The organism is Micromonospora sp. DH13 (assembly GCF_020873825.1).
Lineage (GTDB): Bacteria > Actinomycetota > Actinomycetes > Mycobacteriales > Micromonosporaceae > Micromonospora > Micromonospora haikouensis.
Genome location: NZ_JAHWGR010000020.1, coordinates 50,085 through 69,216, shown reverse-complemented (window position 1 = coordinate 69,216; position 19,132 = coordinate 50,085). Strand labels below are relative to the sequence as shown.

18 protein-coding genes are annotated in these 19,132 nt (G+C 71.6%); 17 read left to right on the top strand and 1 reads right to left on the bottom strand.

Annotated elements, in window-relative coordinates:
* Positions 1–177: 177 nt before the first annotated feature.
* The 17 genes from LPA42_RS19695 (at position 178) to LPA42_RS19615 (ending at position 18,482) form a co-directional block, all read left to right on the top strand.
* Positions 178–1,002: a hypothetical protein gene (locus LPA42_RS19695; protein ID WP_077936304.1), complete on the top strand. Its 825-nt coding sequence runs from the start codon at positions 178–180 to the stop codon at positions 1,000–1,002.
* Between the two features lie 273 nt (positions 1,003–1,275).
* Entirely contained in the window at positions 1,276–1,722 is a 447-nt protein-coding gene (locus tag LPA42_RS19690) for a pilin (protein ID WP_077936305.1), read from the top strand.
* 41 nt (positions 1,723–1,763) lie between these two features.
* On the top strand, positions 1,764–3,782 hold the full coding sequence (locus LPA42_RS19685) for a hypothetical protein (RefSeq protein ID WP_228986750.1): 2,019 nt from the start codon (positions 1,764–1,766) through the stop codon (positions 3,780–3,782).
* Complete coding sequence (locus tag LPA42_RS19680; RefSeq protein WP_077936307.1) at positions 3,779–4,705, top strand: PrgI family protein; 927 nt, start codon at positions 3,779–3,781, stop codon at positions 4,703–4,705. The genes LPA42_RS19685 and LPA42_RS19680 overlap by 4 nt, the downstream gene beginning before the upstream one ends.
* Positions 4,702–6,495, top strand: a complete 1,794-nt coding sequence (locus tag LPA42_RS19675; protein ID WP_077936308.1) for a VirB4 family type IV secretion system protein — start codon at positions 4,702–4,704, stop codon at positions 6,493–6,495. The genes LPA42_RS19680 and LPA42_RS19675 overlap by 4 nt, the downstream gene beginning before the upstream one ends.
* Before the next feature lie 112 nt (positions 6,496–6,607).
* Positions 6,608–7,882 carry a hypothetical protein gene (locus tag LPA42_RS19670; RefSeq protein WP_077936309.1) on the top strand — a complete coding sequence of 425 codons (1,275 nt, stop codon included), beginning with the start codon at positions 6,608–6,610 and terminating at the stop codon, positions 7,880–7,882.
* Entirely contained in the window at positions 7,879–9,477 is a 1,599-nt protein-coding gene (locus LPA42_RS19665; protein WP_228986749.1) for a type IV secretory system conjugative DNA transfer family protein, read from the top strand. Before LPA42_RS19670 ends, LPA42_RS19665 begins: the two co-directional genes overlap by 4 nt.
* Positions 9,478–9,539: 62 nt before the next feature.
* Entirely contained in the window at positions 9,540–10,355 is an 816-nt protein-coding gene (locus LPA42_RS19660) for a replication-relaxation family protein (protein WP_077936312.1), read from the top strand.
* Positions 10,343–11,395, top strand: a complete 1,053-nt coding sequence (locus tag LPA42_RS19655) for a M23 family metallopeptidase (RefSeq protein WP_077936314.1) — start codon at positions 10,343–10,345, stop codon at positions 11,393–11,395. Before LPA42_RS19660 ends, LPA42_RS19655 begins: the two co-directional genes overlap by 13 nt.
* A gap of 431 nt (positions 11,396–11,826) precedes the next feature.
* Positions 11,827–12,993, top strand: a complete 1,167-nt coding sequence (locus LPA42_RS19650) for a MarR family transcriptional regulator (protein WP_077936315.1) — start codon at positions 11,827–11,829, stop codon at positions 12,991–12,993.
* Positions 12,994–13,723: 730 nt separating this feature from the next.
* Entirely contained in the window at positions 13,724–14,296 is a 573-nt protein-coding gene (locus tag LPA42_RS19645; RefSeq protein WP_228986748.1) for a hypothetical protein, read from the top strand.
* Between the two features lie 166 nt (positions 14,297–14,462).
* Positions 14,463–15,449 carry a DUF932 domain-containing protein gene (locus LPA42_RS19640; RefSeq protein ID WP_077936316.1) on the top strand — a complete coding sequence of 329 codons (987 nt, stop codon included), beginning with the start codon at positions 14,463–14,465 and terminating at the stop codon, positions 15,447–15,449.
* A gap of 142 nt (positions 15,450–15,591) precedes the next feature.
* Complete coding sequence (locus LPA42_RS19635) at positions 15,592–16,023, top strand: hypothetical protein (protein ID WP_228986747.1); 432 nt, start codon at positions 15,592–15,594, stop codon at positions 16,021–16,023.
* Positions 16,024–16,161: 138 nt separating this feature from the next.
* On the top strand, positions 16,162–16,581 hold the full coding sequence (locus LPA42_RS34185) for a hypothetical protein (protein WP_077936319.1): 420 nt from the start codon (positions 16,162–16,164) through the stop codon (positions 16,579–16,581).
* A 68-nt stretch (positions 16,582–16,649) separates the two neighbouring features.
* Positions 16,650–17,246, top strand: a complete 597-nt coding sequence (locus LPA42_RS19625; protein ID WP_228986746.1) for a hypothetical protein — start codon at positions 16,650–16,652, stop codon at positions 17,244–17,246.
* Positions 17,243–17,638 carry a hypothetical protein gene (locus LPA42_RS19620; RefSeq protein ID WP_077936322.1) on the top strand — a complete coding sequence of 132 codons (396 nt, stop codon included), beginning with the start codon at positions 17,243–17,245 and terminating at the stop codon, positions 17,636–17,638. The genes LPA42_RS19625 and LPA42_RS19620 overlap by 4 nt, the downstream gene beginning before the upstream one ends.
* Before the next feature lie 208 nt (positions 17,639–17,846).
* A complete protein-coding gene (locus tag LPA42_RS19615) occupies positions 17,847–18,482 on the top strand; it encodes a hypothetical protein (protein WP_077936323.1) in 636 nt (211 codons plus the stop codon).
* Positions 18,483–18,553: 71 nt separating this feature from the next.
* On the opposite strand, the gene LPA42_RS19610 is transcribed toward LPA42_RS19615, so the two are convergent.
* Positions 18,554–18,718, bottom strand: a complete 165-nt coding sequence (locus LPA42_RS19610; protein ID WP_198956457.1) for a hypothetical protein — start codon at positions 18,716–18,718, stop codon at positions 18,554–18,556.
* Positions 18,719–19,132 lie beyond the last annotated feature (414 nt).

Here is a 19,132-nt window from a genome sequence, read left to right as displayed (position 1 = left end):
GCTGCCGCCGAGGCGCATCGACGGGCATCGGCGACGGCCGGGTTGAACACGTGTCGAGCCCGCTTGAACAAGATCAGCAGTGTTCATGATCTGTTCAAAGGCCCTGGTGGCGTGGTGGCACAGCGCCGACCGGCACTCCCGCCGGACGGCACACGGTCATCACGAGGGAGCACCACCATGGACCGTCGTACCCCCCTCTCCGGTTCGGCTGTCGGACCGCGTGGCGAGACGTTGCTCAACGACATCGAGTACCGGTTCCGGCTGATGGGGCAGGGACCGAGCCCGCTGTCGGTGGACGGCCGCAGCCTGGGTCACGGCCTGCCCCGCCGGGTCATCGCCCTGCCCGAGCTGTCGGCGATCCTCATGCACCCGTCCTGCGGTTACGCCGCCCGAGACGCCGCGTGGCGGCTGCTGGTGCGGCAGGCCCGGACTGGTGACCCGGCGTGGCGTGCCGGGGCGGTTGGAGTCGCGCTGCCGGGCTTGCGGTTCAAGGCGTACCTGCTGGCGAAGCTGTTCACCGGCGACGTGCAGGCCGCCATCGTCGAGCACTTCCTTCGGGCTCTCGGCACGGTCGATGTGGCCAAGCCGGGCTTGGTCGGGAACCTGCTGTCGGCCGCGTTCTCGAAGGCCCGCACGGAGTTGCGTGACCTGGAGCCGACCTCGTCCGGGGCACCGAACCACGCCCCCGGGGCGGTGCTGCCGCCGGCCCCGTACGGGCACCCGGATCTCGTGCTCGCCCGCGCGGTCAACGCCGGGGCCATCACCGTCCAGGAGGCGGAGCTGATCGGCGCGACGTACCTGGAAGAGGTCAGCCTCACCGAGTACGCCGAGCGGACCGGTCAGCCTCGCTGGAATCTCTACAAGCGGCGCACGGCCGCCGTCGCCCGGCTCAAGGCCGCGATCGAGTCCGGTGAGCTGTCCGACCCGTACATCGATGCGGTCAACGAGGCCACCTCGACCCTGGTGGTCGGCTCCCCGGCCGCCCGGAAGCAGGCCATCTGAACTGCGGGTTTCCAATCCGAGGCCCGGATTTGTAATCCCCTAGTGCGGGACTCTTCCGCGCAGGTGACCTTCTCCGACCGGACCCGTTGACGGCGCTGACACCCGTACGGTCCCGGCTCACCCGCCTTCCCAGTGAGGAGGACGGCCGCGCCGGTCGGTATCACAGGTCACCTCACCAAGCGCATCGTCCGGTCCCGCCTTCGCCAAGCCCACTCGCGCACCCACGCCCCGCTGCGGGCTGCTCAGGCGCGCGCACCGGAGGTGCCCAACCCCATGAACCACGTCCCCTTCCCGTGCCCCGAGGCGGCGGCCCGCCGCCGTCTCGGGGCCGGCAGGCGCGGACGGCCATTCGTCCGCCGCCTGCGTCGACACCGTCCTCGAACTGTCCGCCCTGCGCTGGTCCTCCTCAACACCGCCGCGGTGACCGCAGTCCTCGTCGCCGTGCCCCACGTGGCGTACGCGGCCGAGTCCGCCCCGGTGGTGCTGGCCGTCGAGTCGATCGAACAGGTCGCCAACAACATCCGTACCTGGCTGATCGGCATCCTCGTCGCCGTTGCCACCCTCTTCTTGACCGTCGGCGGGCTGCGCTACATGGCCGCCAATGGCGATCCCGGCGAGGTCGAGAAGGCCAAGCTCGCGCTGCGGTCCGCCGCGATCGGCTACGCCCTCGCGCTGCTCGCGCCGCTGTTCGTGACCATCGTCGGCGCGTGGGTGGCCTGATGACTACCCTCGCGATCCGACCCCGCCGCACGGTCCGACCCGTGGCGTTGCTGCTGCTCGGCCTGGTGATCCTCGCCGGACTTACCGTGACCCTCGCCTGGGCCGGGCCGGCGCACGCCGAGCCCAGCCCGGCCCCCGGCCCGCCTTCCACCGCACCCGGCACGCCGCCGATGCCCGGCGTGCCTGACCCCGGCGTCCGCCCCCCGGGCGTGGAGCCGTCCCCTCCGGCAACACCGGTGCCCACGCCCGGCCCGGCCCCGAGTCCCGGTCAGTCCTCTGTCAGCGATGATCCGGCCTGGTACGACATCGGAGGCCAGATCCGCAAGGCGGTCGTGGACCTGGTCGTGTGGGCCGTCGAGCAGGCCCTCCAGCCCGTGATGGAAGCCCTCGGCGCGTCGTGGCTGTCGACCCCCGACCTCACCAGCAACGAGCACGTGAAGGCGATCTGGACGACCAGCCTGGTCGTCGCCAACGGCGTCATCGTGCTGTTCATCGTCGCCGGAGGCTTTCTGGTCAGCGCCCGCGAGACCCTGCAAACCCAGTATGGCCTCAAGCAGGTGCTACCCCGCATCGCCGTCGGCGTGGTGCTGGCCAATTGCAGCCTGATCATCGGTCAGAAGGCCATCGAACTGACCAACGCGCTGACCGTGGCCATCGCCGGGAACACGATCGACGGGCCGACCGCCGCGACCGCGATCGGGCAGGTCGTGGACGACGCCCTGCAAGGCGGCGGGTTCCTGATGGCGTTGCTGGCCATCGCCGTGATCGTGATGTGCCTCGTCCTGGAGTTCACGTTCGTGGTGCGTCTGGCGGCGCTGGTCATCCTGGTCGGTGTCGGCCCGGCGGCGTTGCTCTGCCACGCCAGCCCGCTCACCGAGGGCCTGGCCCACCTGTGGTGGCGCTGCGTGCTGGCCTGCCTTGGCCTGCAACTCGGTCAGGCCATCGTCGTTATGGCCGCCGTCAAGGTGTTCCTCACTCCCGCCGGACCGACCGTGATGGGCGTGCCCGCGACCGGGCAAGGGCTCCTCGGCATCGTGGTGTGCCTGACGATGCTGTGGCTGCTGATCAAGCTGCCGGGTTGGATGCGACAGTTCGTCCTCGGCCCACTCGGCCAGAACGGGCGAGGACTGCTCGGGCAACTCGTCCACGCCTTCATCATGATCAAAACCTTGGGTGCGGCGGCCGGCATCCTCGGCGCGAGCCCGTCCCGGACCGGCGGACGGACGGCCCCTCGTCCATCCGGCCCCCGTCCGTCCTGGGGCGGCCCCCGTCCACCGCGCCCGCCCCGTCCGGGGCCGATGCCCGTCCCACCGCCCCCACCGGGACCAGTGGTCTTCAGCCACGCCCCCGTCACCCATACGCCGTTGCCCGCGCCGTCCGGGACGAACGCGGCCCCCACGTTCAGCCATCCGACGGCCCCGTCCACACCATCCGCACCGCCGTCCGGCGGCGTCCCGGCCGCGACGTTCTCCCACCCGTCCCCACCTCAGCCGAGTCCGCCTGCCCCAGCCGCGCCACCGGCACGGGTCGCCTTCAGCGACGCCACCACCACGGCACCGAAACTCCCGCGCGGCGGCCCGGCACCAGCGGTGACGTTCTCGGCCGCACCAGCGCCGCAGACCGCCCCGCGCCGGCCACCTGCCCCGGTCACACCGGTATTCTCCGCAGCTCCGGCCGCACCGGCAGCCGGGAGGCCGCGACGGGCCTCAACCCCGGCAACGCGGCCCACAGCGGCAAGGCGTGCCACCCCCAGCGGGCAAGCGGCCACGAACGCGGGCACCCCGGCGGTTGTGAACACCGCCGCCGCCCGGCGGGCACCGACCACCAGCACGGCCCGGCCCCGTCCACCGGCCCCGTCCGTACCGCCGTCCCCGGACGGCCGCCGGTCGGTGGTTCCGTCCCCGCCGCCGCGCCCGTCCCGGTCCCCGGCGGCCAGGCCGTCCCCGGCAACCGGTGCGCCCTCGATGGGTCCGACCACCGTCCGTACCGGCCCGTCGCCGGCTCGGTCGTCCGCTCCGGTACGGCGCCCGTCACCGAAACCGAGGAGTGATCAGCGATGAACCGCCGCAGCGACGAGGCTCCGATGCGGGCTCGAGTGCCCGCAGACATCGAGCGGCCGGACAGGATCGCGTTCGGCATGTCGGGACGGCAGTTGGTGATCCTGACCGTCACGGGACTGCTGCTCTACGCGGCGTGGACGGCGGTGGCGACGCTCGTGCATCCGCTGGTGTTCCTCGTGGCGGCGACGCCGATCGCCGCCGGGGCGTTCCTGCTCGCGGTCGGCCGCCGGGACGGCATCCCGCTCGACGCCTGGGTCCTCGCAGCGCTGCGGCACCGCCGCAGCCCTCGCCGGCTCGTGCCGGCCGAGGGACCGGTCACCCCGGCCCCGGCGTGGGTTGCCACCACCGCCGGGCCGGGTGACCGGCTACCGCTGCCCGCACCGCTGCGGCTGCCCGCGCGAGGTATCACCGGCGACGGGCTGATCGATCTCGGGCCGGACGGCACCACAGGCCTGGTCGCCGCCTCGACGGTCGCCTTCGGGCTGCGAACACCCGGAGAGCAGAACGGCTTGGTGGCCGGGTTCGCGCGGTGGCTGCACAGCCTCGACGGGCCGGCGCAGATCGTGGTGCGGGCACAGCGGGTGGACCTGACCTACCTGGCCGATCGGTTTCTCGCCGCCGCGCCAGGGCTGCCGCACCCGGCGTTGGAGGACGCCGCCCGCGCGCACGTCCAGTTTCTCGATGACCTGGCCGGGCAGCGCGAGCTGCTGCACCGGCAGGTCACCGTCGCCGTTCGGAGTCGGCGCGGCGCGCACCACGCCGCGCACCACGCGGCCGAGGTGGTTCGCGCCCTCGGCGGCTGCGAGGTTCCCGCCCGGGTCCTCGATGGGTCGGACGCCGGGGTGCGGTTGGCGGCCAGCCTCGACCCCACCGCTCCGACCGTCACGCCCTACGCCACATCTGTCGGAGGTGACGAGCTGTGAGCCCGTTCTCCACGCTGCTGCCGAAGCGGCGGCGTTCCCTGCCAGAGTCGACCACGGTCCTGCCCGGGGTGCCGGATGCCGTCGAGGTCGACGGCCGGCACGTCCGGGTAGGGGACGGCTACAGCGCGACCCTGGCGGTGGTCGGCTACCCGGCCGAGGTCGGCCCCGGGTGGGCCGAGCCGATCCTGTCCTACCCGGGCCTGGTCGACGCCGCCTTCCACATCGAGCCGGTCCCGCCGGCGGTGGCCTCCGAGCGGCTGCGCAAGCAGCGCGGCCGGTTCGAGTCCTCGCGCCGGCAGGACGCGGCGAAGGGCCGCCTGGACGATCCGGAACTCGACGCCGCCGCGGTTGACGCCGCCGAGTTGGCCGGCCGTCTCGCGCGCGGTGAGGCGAGGTTGTTCCGGCTCGGCCTGTACCTGACCGTGCACGGCACCAGCGCCGCCGACCTCGCCGACCGGGTGGCCGAGGTGCGGTCCCTGGCCGCCTCCCTGCTGCTCGACACCGCGCCGGTGACCTGGCGGCAATTGCAGGGCTGGATCAGTGGCCTACCGCTGGCGTTCGACGCGCTCGGGATGAAGCGGGTCTTCGACACCGACGCCCTCGCCGCAGCCTTTCCGTTCACCAGCCCCGACCTGCCCGACACCGCCGGAGACAGCGGCATGGGCGTGCTGTTCGGGTTCAACCTGCACTCGGCCGGGGTCGTCGTCTGGGACCGGTGGGCGCAGTCCAACTACAACGCCGTCATCCTGGCCCGCTCCGGGGAAGGCAAGTCGTACCTGGCCAAGCTCGACCTGTTGCGCAACCTGTGCCTCGGGGTGGAGGCGTTCGTCATCGACCCCGAAGACGAATACCTCCGGCTGGCCGACGCGGTCGGCGGTACCGTCATCCGCCTCGGCGCGGCCGGCGTGAAGATCAACCCTCTCGACCTGCCGGCCGATGACGACGACGCCCTCAACGACCGGGCACGGTTCCTGCACACGCTCGTGACCGTGATGGGCAGCGGTGACACCGCCGTCAGCGCACCCCTGCCCGGCGACGAGGCCCGCTCGCTGGACGTCGCCGTGCTGGCCGCGTACCGGGGCAAGGGCATCACCACCGACCCGCGCACCTGGAGGCGACCGCCGCCGCTCCTCGCTGATGTGATGGCCGCGCTGGAGGACACCGACGACGCCGGCCGCCGCGTCGCCGCCCGCCTGCACCCCTACGTCGCCGGCAGCATGAAGGGCCTGTTCGACGGCCCCACCACCACCGCCGCCCGAGGGCACCTCGTGGTCTTCGCCATCAAGGACCTCCCCGAGCAACTTCACCCGGTCGGCACGCTGCTCACCCTGGACACGATCTGGCGCACCGTACGCGGCGCGACCGCCTCCGGCGCTCGACCGGACGTGCTGCGGATGGTGCTGGTAGACGAGGCATGGAAACTGCTCTCCGGCGGTCGCGGCGGCGTGTTCCTGGAGACCCTGGCCAAGTCCGCCCGCAAGTACGGCGTGGGCCTGACCGTCGTGACTCAGGACGCCGCTGACGTGCTCGCCACCAAGACCGGCCGCGCCGTGGTCAGCAACGCGGCCACGCAGGTGCTGCTGCGGCAGGCACCCCAGGCGATCGACGCCGTCGCCGAGGCGTTCGGGCTCACCGACGGCGAACGGGCGTTCCTGCTGTCCTGTCAGCGCGGAGACGCTCTGCTCACGGCCGGGTCGGCGCGGGTGGCCTTCCACAGCCATGCCTCGGCCACCGAGCACGAGCTGATCGTTACCGGCCCGGTCACCGGCCTGCCGGTCCGCCGCCGCTGAGCCTCTTTCCTCCTGCCGATCGGAGTCTCCGATGGTCCCCGTCCCTGTCCTGTCCCTATCCCCGCCGTCGCCGCCTCCGGAGCCTGCCGGGTGTGTGCCTGGTCAGGGTGGCGTGCCCGGCTCCTTCGTGGGTGAGCTGCTGTGCGGCTCGTGGGGCGACGACGCCACCGGCGCTGTGTGGCATCTCGTTCGCGACCGGTGGCCGATGCTCCTCGCCGCCCTGGTCGCGCTCATCACCATCCGAGTCCTGTGGACGGTGTGGCGGCGGCGCGTCTGGCAGCGGCACGCCGCCGGAGCACGGTGGCTGCAGATCACCCCACCGGCGACCGCCACTTCCGCCGCGACGATCGGACTTTGGCGGCTGCTCGCCACCGTGTTGCCCGCGCCGCGCCGCTGGGCGCTGCGCCCGGCCCGGCTCGTCTGGGAGGTCGTCGCCGACCCGGACGGGATGCGGTGTGGGCTGTGGCTGCCACCGGGCGTCAACCCGACCGCCGTCGTGCGGCTGCTGCAACGCGGCTGGCCCGGCGTCCGCGCCGAACAGACCAGCCCACCGGCCGTCCCGACGACCGGGGCCGTGGCCGTCCTCGCGGTCTGGCCCACCCAGCCAGAGTGGCTGCCCTTGGTCGAGGACGCCGCACCGGTCCCGCGCCGAGGCGTGGACGCGGGCGCCCCCGAGGAGGACCGGCTACGGGCCGTCTACGGCGGGCTCGCCTCGGCCGGACGCACCGGCGGCGCGCTCCTGCAAGTCCACCTCGGCCGCGCACCAGCTCACCGCTTGCGGCTGCTCCGCCGCGCGATGACCAACCCCCAACGCGCCCGCCGAGCCCGAGGAACCGCCCGCGCTGCCGGGCTGCTCGCCGACGGGCTGCGAGCGCTGATCCTCGGCGTGTTGGATATCTTCACTCCCGGCGGCTCGCCGAGTACGAGGCGGCGCACCGGCGCGACCGACCCGTACACCGCCGAACTGGCCCGGCAGGCACGGGCGAAGTACGCCGACGCACCACACCTCCTCGTCGCCGTACACGCGGTGGCCGCTGGCCCGGCCAAGGCCGCCGCTGTCGCGGCGGCGGCCGATGTCAGCTCGGGGTTCGGGCTGCTGTCAGCGCACTTCACCCGCCGTCGGCTACGTTCCGGCGCGGGCGCGGCGGCCGACCGATGGGTGCCCGAGGCCCGCATGAGCCTCGTCTCCGTCGCAGAAGCCGCCGCCTTCGCCGGGCTGCCCGCCGAACCGGCCGCCTACGGCCTGCCCGGCGCGGCGTCGCGGCGTCGGGCCGCCACCCGCGAGGTCTTCCGCGCTACCCCGGCCCCGCGCCGCCGGCCGCTCGCCGATCCACCAGCCGAGTCGGAACAGCGCGACGATCCGCCGACCGTTTGGAGCACACCTTGAACAAGATCAAGAGCAAGGCGGCCGCGTCGAACACCCGCGCCGAGGGTCGCAGGCTCAACCTGGTACCGCTCGATCAGCGGCATGGCCTGGGCGGCAAGGTCATCGGCATCGCCAACGCCGGGGCACCGATGCGGGTCGGGATCTCGCTGGCCGATTGTCGGTACCACGTCCACGCGCTCGGGCCGACCGGCACGGGCAAAACGACGCTGCTGATGCGGATGATCCTGGACGATGTCGAGGCCGGGCGTGGTGTGGCGGCGTTCGACCCGGCCAAGGGTGACCTCATTCGTGATCTGTTGGCCCGGCTGCCGAAGTCGTGCGGTGACCGGCTGGTCCTCATCGACCCGGACGAGCGGGCCGCGCCACCGGCGATCAACCTGCTCGACCCGAGCGTGCACGGCGGCAGCGCGCACGACGTGGCCGCGAACCTCACGGCGGTGATGGCGAAAGTGTGGTCGCGGTGGTGGGGGCACCGGACCGCCGACATCTGCTACCACGGTCTACTCACCCTCGCCCACCTCGAAGGCGCCACCCTCGCCCAGCTACCGCGGCTGCTGTCCGACTCGACGTGGCGGACCAGCCGGGTCAACGCCGTCACCAACAGGTTGAACGCGTGGGAAGGCAACACCCTCGGGGAGTTCTGGGAGGGGTTCAACGAGCTGCCGGCCGCGTCGCGCTCCGGGCTCGTGGCCCCGCTGTTGTCCCGGCTGCGTCTCGTGCTGGCGCACCCCATGGCGAACAGCCTGTTCGGGGTGCCGGCGACCACGTTCTCCTTCGCTGACATCCTCGACGGCGGCATCATGCTCGCGCGCCTGCCCAAGGGCGTCATCGGCGAAGACGGCACCCGCCTGGTCGGCTCGCTGCTCCTGGCGGGCTTGTGGCAGGCCACCACCGCCCGCGCCCGCATCCCCGAGGACGACCGTCCCGACGCGATGATCGTCCTGGACGAGTGCCACAACTTCTTGCACCTGCCCATCGGGATCGATGACGCGCTTGCCGAGGCCCGTGGTCTGCACACCTCGTTCGTCCTCGCCCACCAGTACCTCGGCCAACTGTCCGGGGACATGGTGGAGGCGATCGACGCCAACGCCCGCAACAAGGTGTACTTCGCCCTCGCGCCCCGCGATGCCATCGACCAGGCCCGGCACCTACGGCCGTACCTCGATGACGGGGACCTGATCCGCCTCGGCGGCTACGAAGTCGTCCTGCGGCCGGTCGCCCGTGGCCGAGTGGTGCCACCGGTCACCGCCGACACCGAGCCCCCGTCACCTCCTCTGCCGAGCCGAGCCGGCGAGCTGCGCCGCGCCGCCCGCGACCACACCGGCCTCACCGCCGAGGAACGTCGCCGGCTGCTCGGCGAGACCGCGACCGCTGCCGCACCGGCCGAGCGGTCGACACCCGTCGAGGGAGCGGCGGTGGAACTGGTAGGCCGCAACACCTTCGCTTCTCACCCCGAGTGGTCTAACGAGACCTCTAACGAGCGATCCAACGAGCAACCCAACGACCACGAACAGCCGGGTGAACACACCCCCTTGAACACGCCATACGCGCACGCGGACGGGGGTGAGGAGGACCGGTGGACCGGAACCGACTGATAAGAGATATCCCTCCTACCCGCACATCTGCCACCGGCAGCTCCCGCCTCACGGCGTCCGTCGTGGCCGCCGAACTCGGCCGACTCACCCCCCGAGACCGGCACCTCCTGGACCTGCTCGACCAGCACCGGACCTTCACCACCGACCAGCTCGTCGACCTCGCCTTCGGTTCCGTCGGCCGTGCCCGCAACCGCCTCAACACCCTTCACGATCGAGACATCCTCGACCGGTTCCGCCACTACCAGCGGCCCGGCTCGCAAGCGTGGAGGTGGACCCTCGGCCCGGTCGGCGCGGCCCTCATCGCGGCCGGACGAGGCGAGACGCTGCCCCGTCCCGCCGTCGTACGCGACGCCACCGCCCGACTCGCCATGTCCCCGACACTGGCGCACCTGCTCACGGTGAACGGGTTCTTCGTCGCGCTCACGGCTCACGCCCGCACGCACCCCGGGGCGCGGTTGGTGCGGTGGTGGAACGAGGCACGCTGCCGCGAGGCGTGCGGCAACCTGGTCCGCCCGGACGGACACGGCGTGTGGTCCGACAACGGCCCGGCGGTGCCGTTCTGGATCGAGGCCGACCTCGGCACCGAAACCCTTTCCCGGGTCGTGGGCAAGCTGACCGACTACGCCGCCCTACCGCCCCGCCGCGCGTATCCGGTGCTGTTCTGGCTACCCACCACCGCCCGTGAGACCAACCTCCATGCCCACCTCCGGCGGGCCGGGGTGCCGGACGGGGTGACCGTGGCAACCGCCGCCGCCGACCACGCCGCCGCGTCCGGCGGCCCGGCGGGGCCGGTGTGGCGGATGGTGGGGCATCCCAACCGGGTGAAGCTGGCCGGGCTGCCCGCACCGGGCGGGGACGGTGGGTCGTGGGACGGCTAGCCGTGTGGGTCGCGGTCGGGGTCGCCGGGTTGCTGCTGTTGCTCACGGCGGCTACTGCCGGGGTCGTCTCCTCGGTGTTCGGCGGGGGCGGGGGCGGCGGTAGTTGCGTCGGGGCGGTAACCGTGCCGGGTGCCACCCCGGCGGGGTTGACGGCGGAACAGGCCCGTAACGCCGGGGTGATCGTGGCCGTGGGTGAGCGGATGCGGGTACCGGTGCGCGGGTGGGTGATCGCCGTTGCCACCTCGTTGCAAGAGTCGTCGTTGATCAATCACGGTGACCTCGGCCCGAACAACGATCATGACTCGTTGGGGCTGTTCCAACAGCGACCGTCGCAAGGATGGGGCACCCCGGAACAGATCATGAACCCCGAGTACGCCGCTGCGACGTTCTTCGAGGCGTTGCTACGGGTGCCCGGATGGGAACGGCTACCGCTCACCGAGGCCGCACAGAAGGTGCAACGGTCGGCGTACCCGGACGCGTACGCCAAACACGAGACGCGGGCAACCGAGATCGTTGCGGCGTACACCGGCGGAACGCTGCCCGTCTGCGACGGTGCGCCGGTCAGTGCCGCCGGGTGGACGCGCCCGGTGGTGGGCACGGCGGGTTCCGGGTTCCGCACCGGTGAGCGGCCCGGCCATGACGGCGTTGACATCATGGCCGGGAAGGGCACCGTCATCCGGGCCGCGTCCGGCGGCGTCGTAGTACGCGTGCGGTGCAACGTCGGGGGCGACTCATGGGAACCCACCGGGGACCCGATGCCGTGCGACCGTGACGGCTACCCCGGGCTCGGCGGGTGCGGCTGGTATATGGAGATCCAGCACGCGGGGAACATCGTTTCGCGGTACTGCCACATGGTGCGACAGCCCATGGTGCGGATAGGGCAGACGGTGATAGCGGGGCAGCCTATCGGCCACGTCGGGAGTTCCGGAAACTCTTCCGGTCCGCATTTGCACTACGAAATCCACGAAGGCTATCCCGCCGCCGAGGACAATGCCGTTGACCCGGTTCCTTTCATGCGCGGAAAAGGCGTGGCACTGTAAACTCATGAAGTGATTTTTCGCACATTCAAAGAAGGCCCCCGTGGGTTGCCGTGAGTGCCGCGCGTCCGGTCCGCCGGGCGCGCGGCGTAGTCGCTCCGACCCGGAAACCGCGACCCCGTAAGACGGTGTGAGCAGCCCCCGCGCCGCCCGCCCTATGCGGCACTAGGGAGCCGCGCCGAACGTGCCACAGCGTTGGACACGGGGCCGTCAAATGGTGTTTCGGGTGGCAGTGGCGGTTCCTGCATCGAGAACGGAAGCGGCCCGGGGTGGTCCCCGTAAAGAGTCTTGCGCAACGGGGTTGACAATCGTCGCGTGCAGAGGGTCCATGGACGTGGGCAACAAAAACCGCCCCGGCGAAACCGCAAACAATGCGCACCACACGCACGCGGCATCACTATTGCCGACCCCTATTGCACGGAGGTTTATTCGCCATGTCCACCAACGCCAACACCGCCCCGACCACCGCCGCCACCGTTGCCCGGACCCTCGCCAACCACCCCGACGGCATCACCGTCCGTGACCTCGCGGCCGAGGCCGGGGTGGGTCAGTCCACCGCCGCCAAGGCCCTCGCCGCGATGGAGGCCGACGGTACCGCCACCCGCACCCCCGGCCCGACCAACGGCAACCGCAAGAGCGCCGACATCTGGCAGCCCGTCACCACCGACGCGACCGACGAGCCGACTCCGGCCGACAACGCCACCGAGGCGACCCAGGGCGACGACGCGACCCCGGACGCGACCGACGAGGCGACCTCCGCGACCGACGAGGCGACCCAGGGCGACGACGCCACCGACGCGACCCCGGATGCCACCGACGGGGCGGCCCCCGCCGACGACGCGAACGGGGGCGGCGGGGCGGACGAGTCCGCGCTACCGGAGGCCCCCGTGTCCGGTGCGCCGGTGTCGGGGGTGCCGGTCGCCCCGCGTCAGCCTGACCTCAAGGTGCTGATCATGGCCGGTGTGCTGGGTGGGCACCCCGACGGCATCACCGCCGACGAGGCGATCAACGAGAGCGGTCTGTCGGTCGCGATGGGCGACACGATCCTCGCCGCGATGGAGGTTGCCGGGGCCGCCCGTCGCCTGCCCGTTGACGACGACGGTAACGAGCTGTGGGTCATCGGGGACGGCGACCTCGCCACCGTGGACCCGGCCAACGCCCCGACGCACACCACGTGCCCGACGTGCGGTCACACCCGCAAGATCCGCCGCCCCTCGGCCCGCCGCGCCAACGGCACCGGCCGCACCACGGGTGAGATCAACAGCGACGGGTCGGTGAAGCTGGGCAAGAACGAGTTGCGCAACCGGGTCGAGGCGTTCATGCGTGACCTCGGCACCGGCCACGACGTGACCCCGGGCACCGGCGCCCGTGAGATCGGCGGGCGTAGCCCCGGCGCGGTCCGCAACGCCATGTCCAAGCTCGCCGGGGCCGGTGTGCTGATCCTGACCCGTGAGGCCCCGGAAACCTACGCCCTCGCGGACAACCCGCCCGCCCCGCCCGCCGAGGTCCGCGCGTTCATGGCCCCGCCGCAGACCGACGACACCGCCGCCGACGACGAGGCCGGCACCGACGAGGCCGCCGCCGCGCCGGTAGCGGCCTGACCTACCGCCCCGCCGGGGCCGGGCACCACGCCCGGCCCCGGCACCCGCACGCCCATCTACACGCGTCACGAAAGGAACAGACCGTGACCACCCCCCACGGCTACCCCGACCACGACCACGCCGCCCACGGCCCGACGTCCGCGCCGGGGTCGCTGCGCTGCCCCGAATGCGGGGAACCGGCCCGGACCATGCCGCCGCGTGACTGGCCCCTCGACGGGTTCGCCTCACGTCCGGCCACGTCCCACCACGACGGCACCCCGCTATGCCCGGTGCCCGGCCCGAACGGCTCACAACCGGCGGACCCGGTCGGCGCTCCGGCGCGCCTGACCATGCGGCAGGCCGTACGGCAATCGTGGCTCATCCACCCTGACTGGACTGTCGCCGATCACCTCGCGTGGCTCGATGGAGAGGGCTACGACACCGGCACCCTGACCGGCGACCCGGACGAGGTGGTCGGCCGATGGCTGACCGAACACCGCCGTTCCGCCCCAGTGCCCCGGCCCGCCGATGACCCCCGCGTCTACATGGTTGCCGGGGGGCGACATGGTGGCCGTGTTCGACTCGGCGCAAGAGGCCGACATCATGGCCCTGACGATGACCGCCGCGAACCTCGAACCGGTCACCCTGCCCTGACCGAGGCGCAATGGGAACAGGCGCACGCCGTATTGCGGTCACAGCAACCGCACATCACCGTGACCGACGCCCGGCCCCGCCGTGCGGCCGGTGCGTCGTGACCGGCCCATCGGACACCGGCCCGGCCACCGACCGGCCCGATATCCCCGCGTCGCTTGCCGCGCGCCCGTACGACGCGCGGCGCGGCCTGCCCATCCCGCCGGTCAACATCCACCCCGACTCGACCGGCGGCGGGTCACACGTGGACTTCACCACGATCAACGCCAGCGTCTCCACCCGCCTCGCGGTCGAACGAAGGTGCTCGCTGTGCGGTGAGCCGATGGGCTATTGGGTGGCGTTCCTCGGCGGCCCTCGCGCGGCCGAGTTGATGCGCTACGCGGACCCGCCGGGGCACCCCGAGTGCATGACCGCCGCCCTGTCGCTGTGCCCGCACATCGCGCTCGGTCGGCACCGCCGCGCCCGTGCCGACCGGCCCGGGGCGGGCATCATCCCGCCGGGGTCGCACGGCGACAAACCCGACCGGTACCTGTTGGGCGTCACCCGCGCCTACCGGACCCGGTTCATCCCCGAACACGGGTTCACCGTGTACCTACCGGCCCCGTTCAAAACCGTCCGTGCGTACCTGTATGGGCCGGACGGGCGGCTACGCCCGGCCCCCGACACCCGGTAGGCCACGCCGCGCGGCGGGCGTCAGATTCGCCGCAGAAACCTTCATCGACTCGAACCGATCGTCTTGATCCGCCGATAGAGGTAGGAAACATTGTTAGTGACGGCGGGGCCGGGTGGCAACCCCCGGCCCGCCGCCCGCCAAAACACAACCTGGAAAGGGTGCCGCCGTGGCACACGAACTGGAAACCCTCGCCAACGGCCAGACGGCCTTCGCCTCCGCACGGCTGACCGCCTGGCACCAACTCGGCACCGTCACCGACTCATGCATGACCGCTCAGGAGGTCATGAGCAAGGCGTGGCTCGGCGGCTGGGAGGTCCGCAAGATCGCCCTTCAGGGCATCGAGGTCACTGAGCGTGGGGTGACGAAGGTCGACTGCCCCGACAAGTACATGACCGTGCGCACCAACCCGGTCACCGGCGAGACCGAGTACCTCGGGGTGGTCGGCGAGGACTACTCGGTGGTGCAGAACGAGCAGGTCGCCGAGACCCTCAACCTTCTGGTCGACGCCTCCGGCGCGCACTTCGAGACCGCCGGCTCGATGCGCAAGGGCCGGTCGGTGTTCGTCACTATGAAGCTGCCGACGGCGATGCGCATTGCCGGGGTGGACGACATGGACCTGTACCTCGCGGCCACCACCTCTCACGATGGCACCGCCGCGCTTCGTCTGGACGCGACTCCGGTGCGGATCGTGTGCGCGAACACCCAGGCCCTCGCCTACCAGCGGTCGCGTAGCTCGTACACGTTTCGGCACACCTCGAACGTGACCAGCAAGATTTCCGAGGCGCGGCAGGCCCTCGGGCTGATGTGGGAGGCGTTCGACGCGTTCGAGGCCGAGGCCGAGAAGATGATCAACGAGTCGTTGACCATGGGCGAGTTCGAAAAGATCGTCGCGCAGGTGTGGCCCCTCGCGGACGACGCCTCCGACACGGCGCGCAACAACGCGAAGCAGCGCACGAACACGTTGCGGTACTTGATCCGTGACGCGGACACGCAGAAGGCGATCAAGGGCACCCGGTGGGCCGGCTACCAGGCCATCACCGAGTACGTCGACCACTTCGCCCCCGCCAAGACCGACCTCGTCCGGGCGAGCCGGGCGCTGACCGGTGCCGGTGCCGACCTCAAGGCCCGGGCGTTCGAGCTGCTGGCGGTCTGACATGCGCTGGCCATGGTTCCGCCGTAAGAAGAAGTCCCAGACCGGCCCCGCCATCGGGGCGCACAGCGCTACCGGCACGGCGAAAGTCCGCACAGAGCCGGTCGTCGCGCCACCGCCCGCCTCGGTGCCCACCGACACGGCCGTGATCGCGCTGGCCAACGAAGTGTGCGCTCAGTTCGCGCGGGCTGAGGTCGCCCGCGCGCTGGCCGAACATTCCACCAGCCACGCCGAACACGCCACTCTGACCGAACGCGCCGCCCGATTCGACGCACTCGTCGACGAGCGTTGGCGGGAGCTGGTCAAGGCGATCCGCGCGGGACTGCCCCGCGCGGTGCACGTCGAGCGGTTCATGCCGGTCCGGCCACTGACCAACGGTCACGTCGAGCTGCACGTGCACGACACCTCGGACCGCCGCCTCGTCGTGCTGCTCACCGGCGCGCAGGCCCTCGCCGTGGGCGCGCACCTGACCGCCAACGGGGCGGTCAGCCTCGACCGAATCGGGCAAAAGCTCGATCCCGGCCTGCCGTACGTGAAGGCCGCCCCGCCGTTCGCCCCGCCCGGAGCCGCCGCTTAACCGGCCACCCCGGACGGTTCCGCCGGTCAACCGCTCGCCCGGTCCTGACCGTTGCCGGTGTGCCGCGCGGCCAGGGTCCGACCCCTGGGCCGCACGGCACACCATCCGACATCCCCTCTGACTCACCACGGAGTACCGATGTACCGATCCATGGAGTACGGCGACACCGCCCGGGTGATCAAGCCGACCGACCCGGTCGAATACCGCCTCGGCACCGTCACCGACGTCCGCTATTCCACCCCGCACACCACCCACGCCCGCAGCTACACCCTCCGCTTCCCCAACGGCGACGAGCGCACCTACCCAGCCGCGAACGTCAGGCGAGCCACGCGGGCCGACGACCGCGCCGCCTTGGAGTCCGCGCTTACCGCCGCGTGCGTGGCGCTGCGCTTCGCCTGCCGCATTGCCCATGACTACGACGCCGACCTCAGCTCCGGAAGCGCGAGCCTGCTGCGGCGGCTGGTCGACCTCGCGAGCCTGCGCCTCGGGCTGACCCTCGACCCCGCCAACCCCGCATGGCCGCAGCGCACCCGCAACCAGAACGGAGGCGACCAGTAATGCCACCGCGCCCTCCGCACCCGGAGGAAGCCGGCTGCCGCCCCGAGCCGGCAGCGCCGGACGCGGGCATGGCGCCGGTCCCGGAGTCGCTCTACTGCCGCCGCTGCCGCCGCGCGCTCAACATCCGCTTCAACAACCTCGGCATGATCGTCGAGTACCTGCACGCGGCCGAACAGCGCGGCCAGCGCAGCGACCACCGGCCCGAGCCCGTACCCATCACCGAGATCCCCGACCCGATCATCGAGTGCGACTTCTGCTCCACACCCGACGCCGCCTGGATCTACCGGTGCGCCAACCAGATCACCGACGCCCGCCGAGTCACCGCACAGGTCATCGCCGCAGGCGACTACCAGTCTCAGCACCACGCGGCACGAGTACGCCGCACCGACACCGAACACGCCTTCACCCAGGCGTGGGGCGAAGGCTGGTCGGCGTGCGACGGATGCGCCGACTTCATCGAGGCCCGGGACCTGTATGGGCTGATCGGCCGGGTGGTCGAATCCCTGCCCGCGAAGCTCACCCGAGGCAAACACCTCATGCGTACCCGAGGACAGCTCCACGAGCGGTACTCCGACGTGTTCGACACCCTCGCCCCCAGCCGAGGCCGCATCGCGCCGGGGCACCCCCTCGGCATCTGGACCCACCCGACGGGGGAGGCACCATGACCGACACCACAGGGCGGAACGGATGGCCTGCCTTCACGCACGCGAAGGGCCGCCGCCGGACGGGGCCGGTGTGTGGCGCAGTCGACGTGCCGTTGAGCCGCGTGACCGAGGACCCGCACCTCGTCACCTGCCCGGACTGCGAGTCTCTGGCCGAGATCGATGCGCTTCCCGACGACGCGACCGCTGGCGACCCCCGCGTGATCGAGCTGTTGCGGGAGGCGAAGGGCGGCAACTTCCGCAAGATCGACGGGGTGGTGGTGGACGCGACCACCGCCGCGGCGATCCTGACCGTCTATGACGCGCTCAAACCCGCCACCCAGGCGAAACTCGCCGCGCTGCGCATCGACCGCATGGCGCAGGTCGCCTGGAAGGTGCTGCGCCCACCGAAGTAGCCGGGGTGAGTCGGTGGCCGGCGGGCACACCCGAGGGTGCGCGCAACCCCGACCGGCCACCTCGCCCACTCCGGGCCGCCTACGGACACAACGCCGCCTCTACCCGAGCCGGGGCGTGCCGCCGATCCTACGGCGAGCCGTACCCGTCGAAGGCACGGCACCGGCAGCGAGCCACCACCGGAGGGAGAATGGGGGCGTGGCACGACGCATGATCGACGGACGGCCCGCCCTCGACCGAGCCGGAGTCGCCGCCCACACCGGCGCGGCGTACTCCACGGTCAACCACTGGCACCGCCACCGCGCCCGGTTCGGCTTTCCTGAAGGCTTCCAGCACGACGGGCGGGAGTGGTTCTGGCTCGACGACATCGAGGCATTCCACGCCGCGCACCAGGCCGCGAAACGCGCCGAGCTGACGAGGGTCGACCGCCGCGGCGACTCCAACGACCTCATCGGCTCGGGCACGGCGGCGAGGGTCCTCGGCTACGGCTCGTACCGCAACCTGCCCGACACCCTGTACGACCACCCCGACCGAGTCGAGACACTGCCGGACGGGCGAGTGCGTCGCTTGTGGTTCCGGCGCACCGTGTGGGCCGTGGCCGACGTCCGTACGGGCCGGCAGTCCACCGGCCGCACCCCCGGCACCACCGGTGCCCGCAAACCGCACCCCTACGCCGACGACCCTCGACTCTCCGCCGCCACCGCGCTCCTGGCCGAGGCCGACCGCACCGGGCGTGACCGGCGCGGCCTCGGTGTCGCGCTGGCTCAGCAGCTCGGCATCACTGAGCGCACAGCACAGCGACTGCTTGCCGCCGCGCCTGCGGCAAGCAGCACCTCTTCCGAGTAAACGGCCTAATTGCGACAGGTGCCGCCGAGTTGGGTCAGCCCGGTCCCGGTGGCACCTGTCGTACGAGTGGTTCAGTCTTCGTCGTCGTTCGCGGCAGGCAGAGGCGTCGGAACCTCGATCAGGTAGCGCAGCGCGCCGTTGATGTCGGTGTCTCGGCTGTCGGCAGTGCGCTTCAGCACGTCGTACACATCGTCAGCGACCTCGATCGTACGGAGGCCGGGCGTTGCATCGGTCATCTGTGATCCCTTCTGGCAGCGTTCGGCGCGGTGCCCATTCGGGCAACCGTGCCTATCCACGCTGACCTCGACGACGCGATCAAGACCGCCGCCAGTGCCAGGCCAGGGTTGCGACTGACAGGCACGCGTCCGGGGCTGGCGTCGGCGTCGTCGCCATCTGAGTCAGGCCATGAGGTGCTGGGGCCTACACAGGCTGGCCTGGTTGCGCGGCAACCAGTCGACGAAACGGTGGGTGCGAGTTCTTCCGAACTCACACCCACCGCCTATCTCATCGTGGTCAGCCTAAACGCAGCTCGAAGACCCTACCGTTGATTGTCGGTTGACCGACCTTGCCGAAGTTCTCTCGCGCCCGAATAGGATGTCGCAATTCCTGCCGCAATCTGCAGAATTCCCAAGAAGACGGCAAATGCGTCT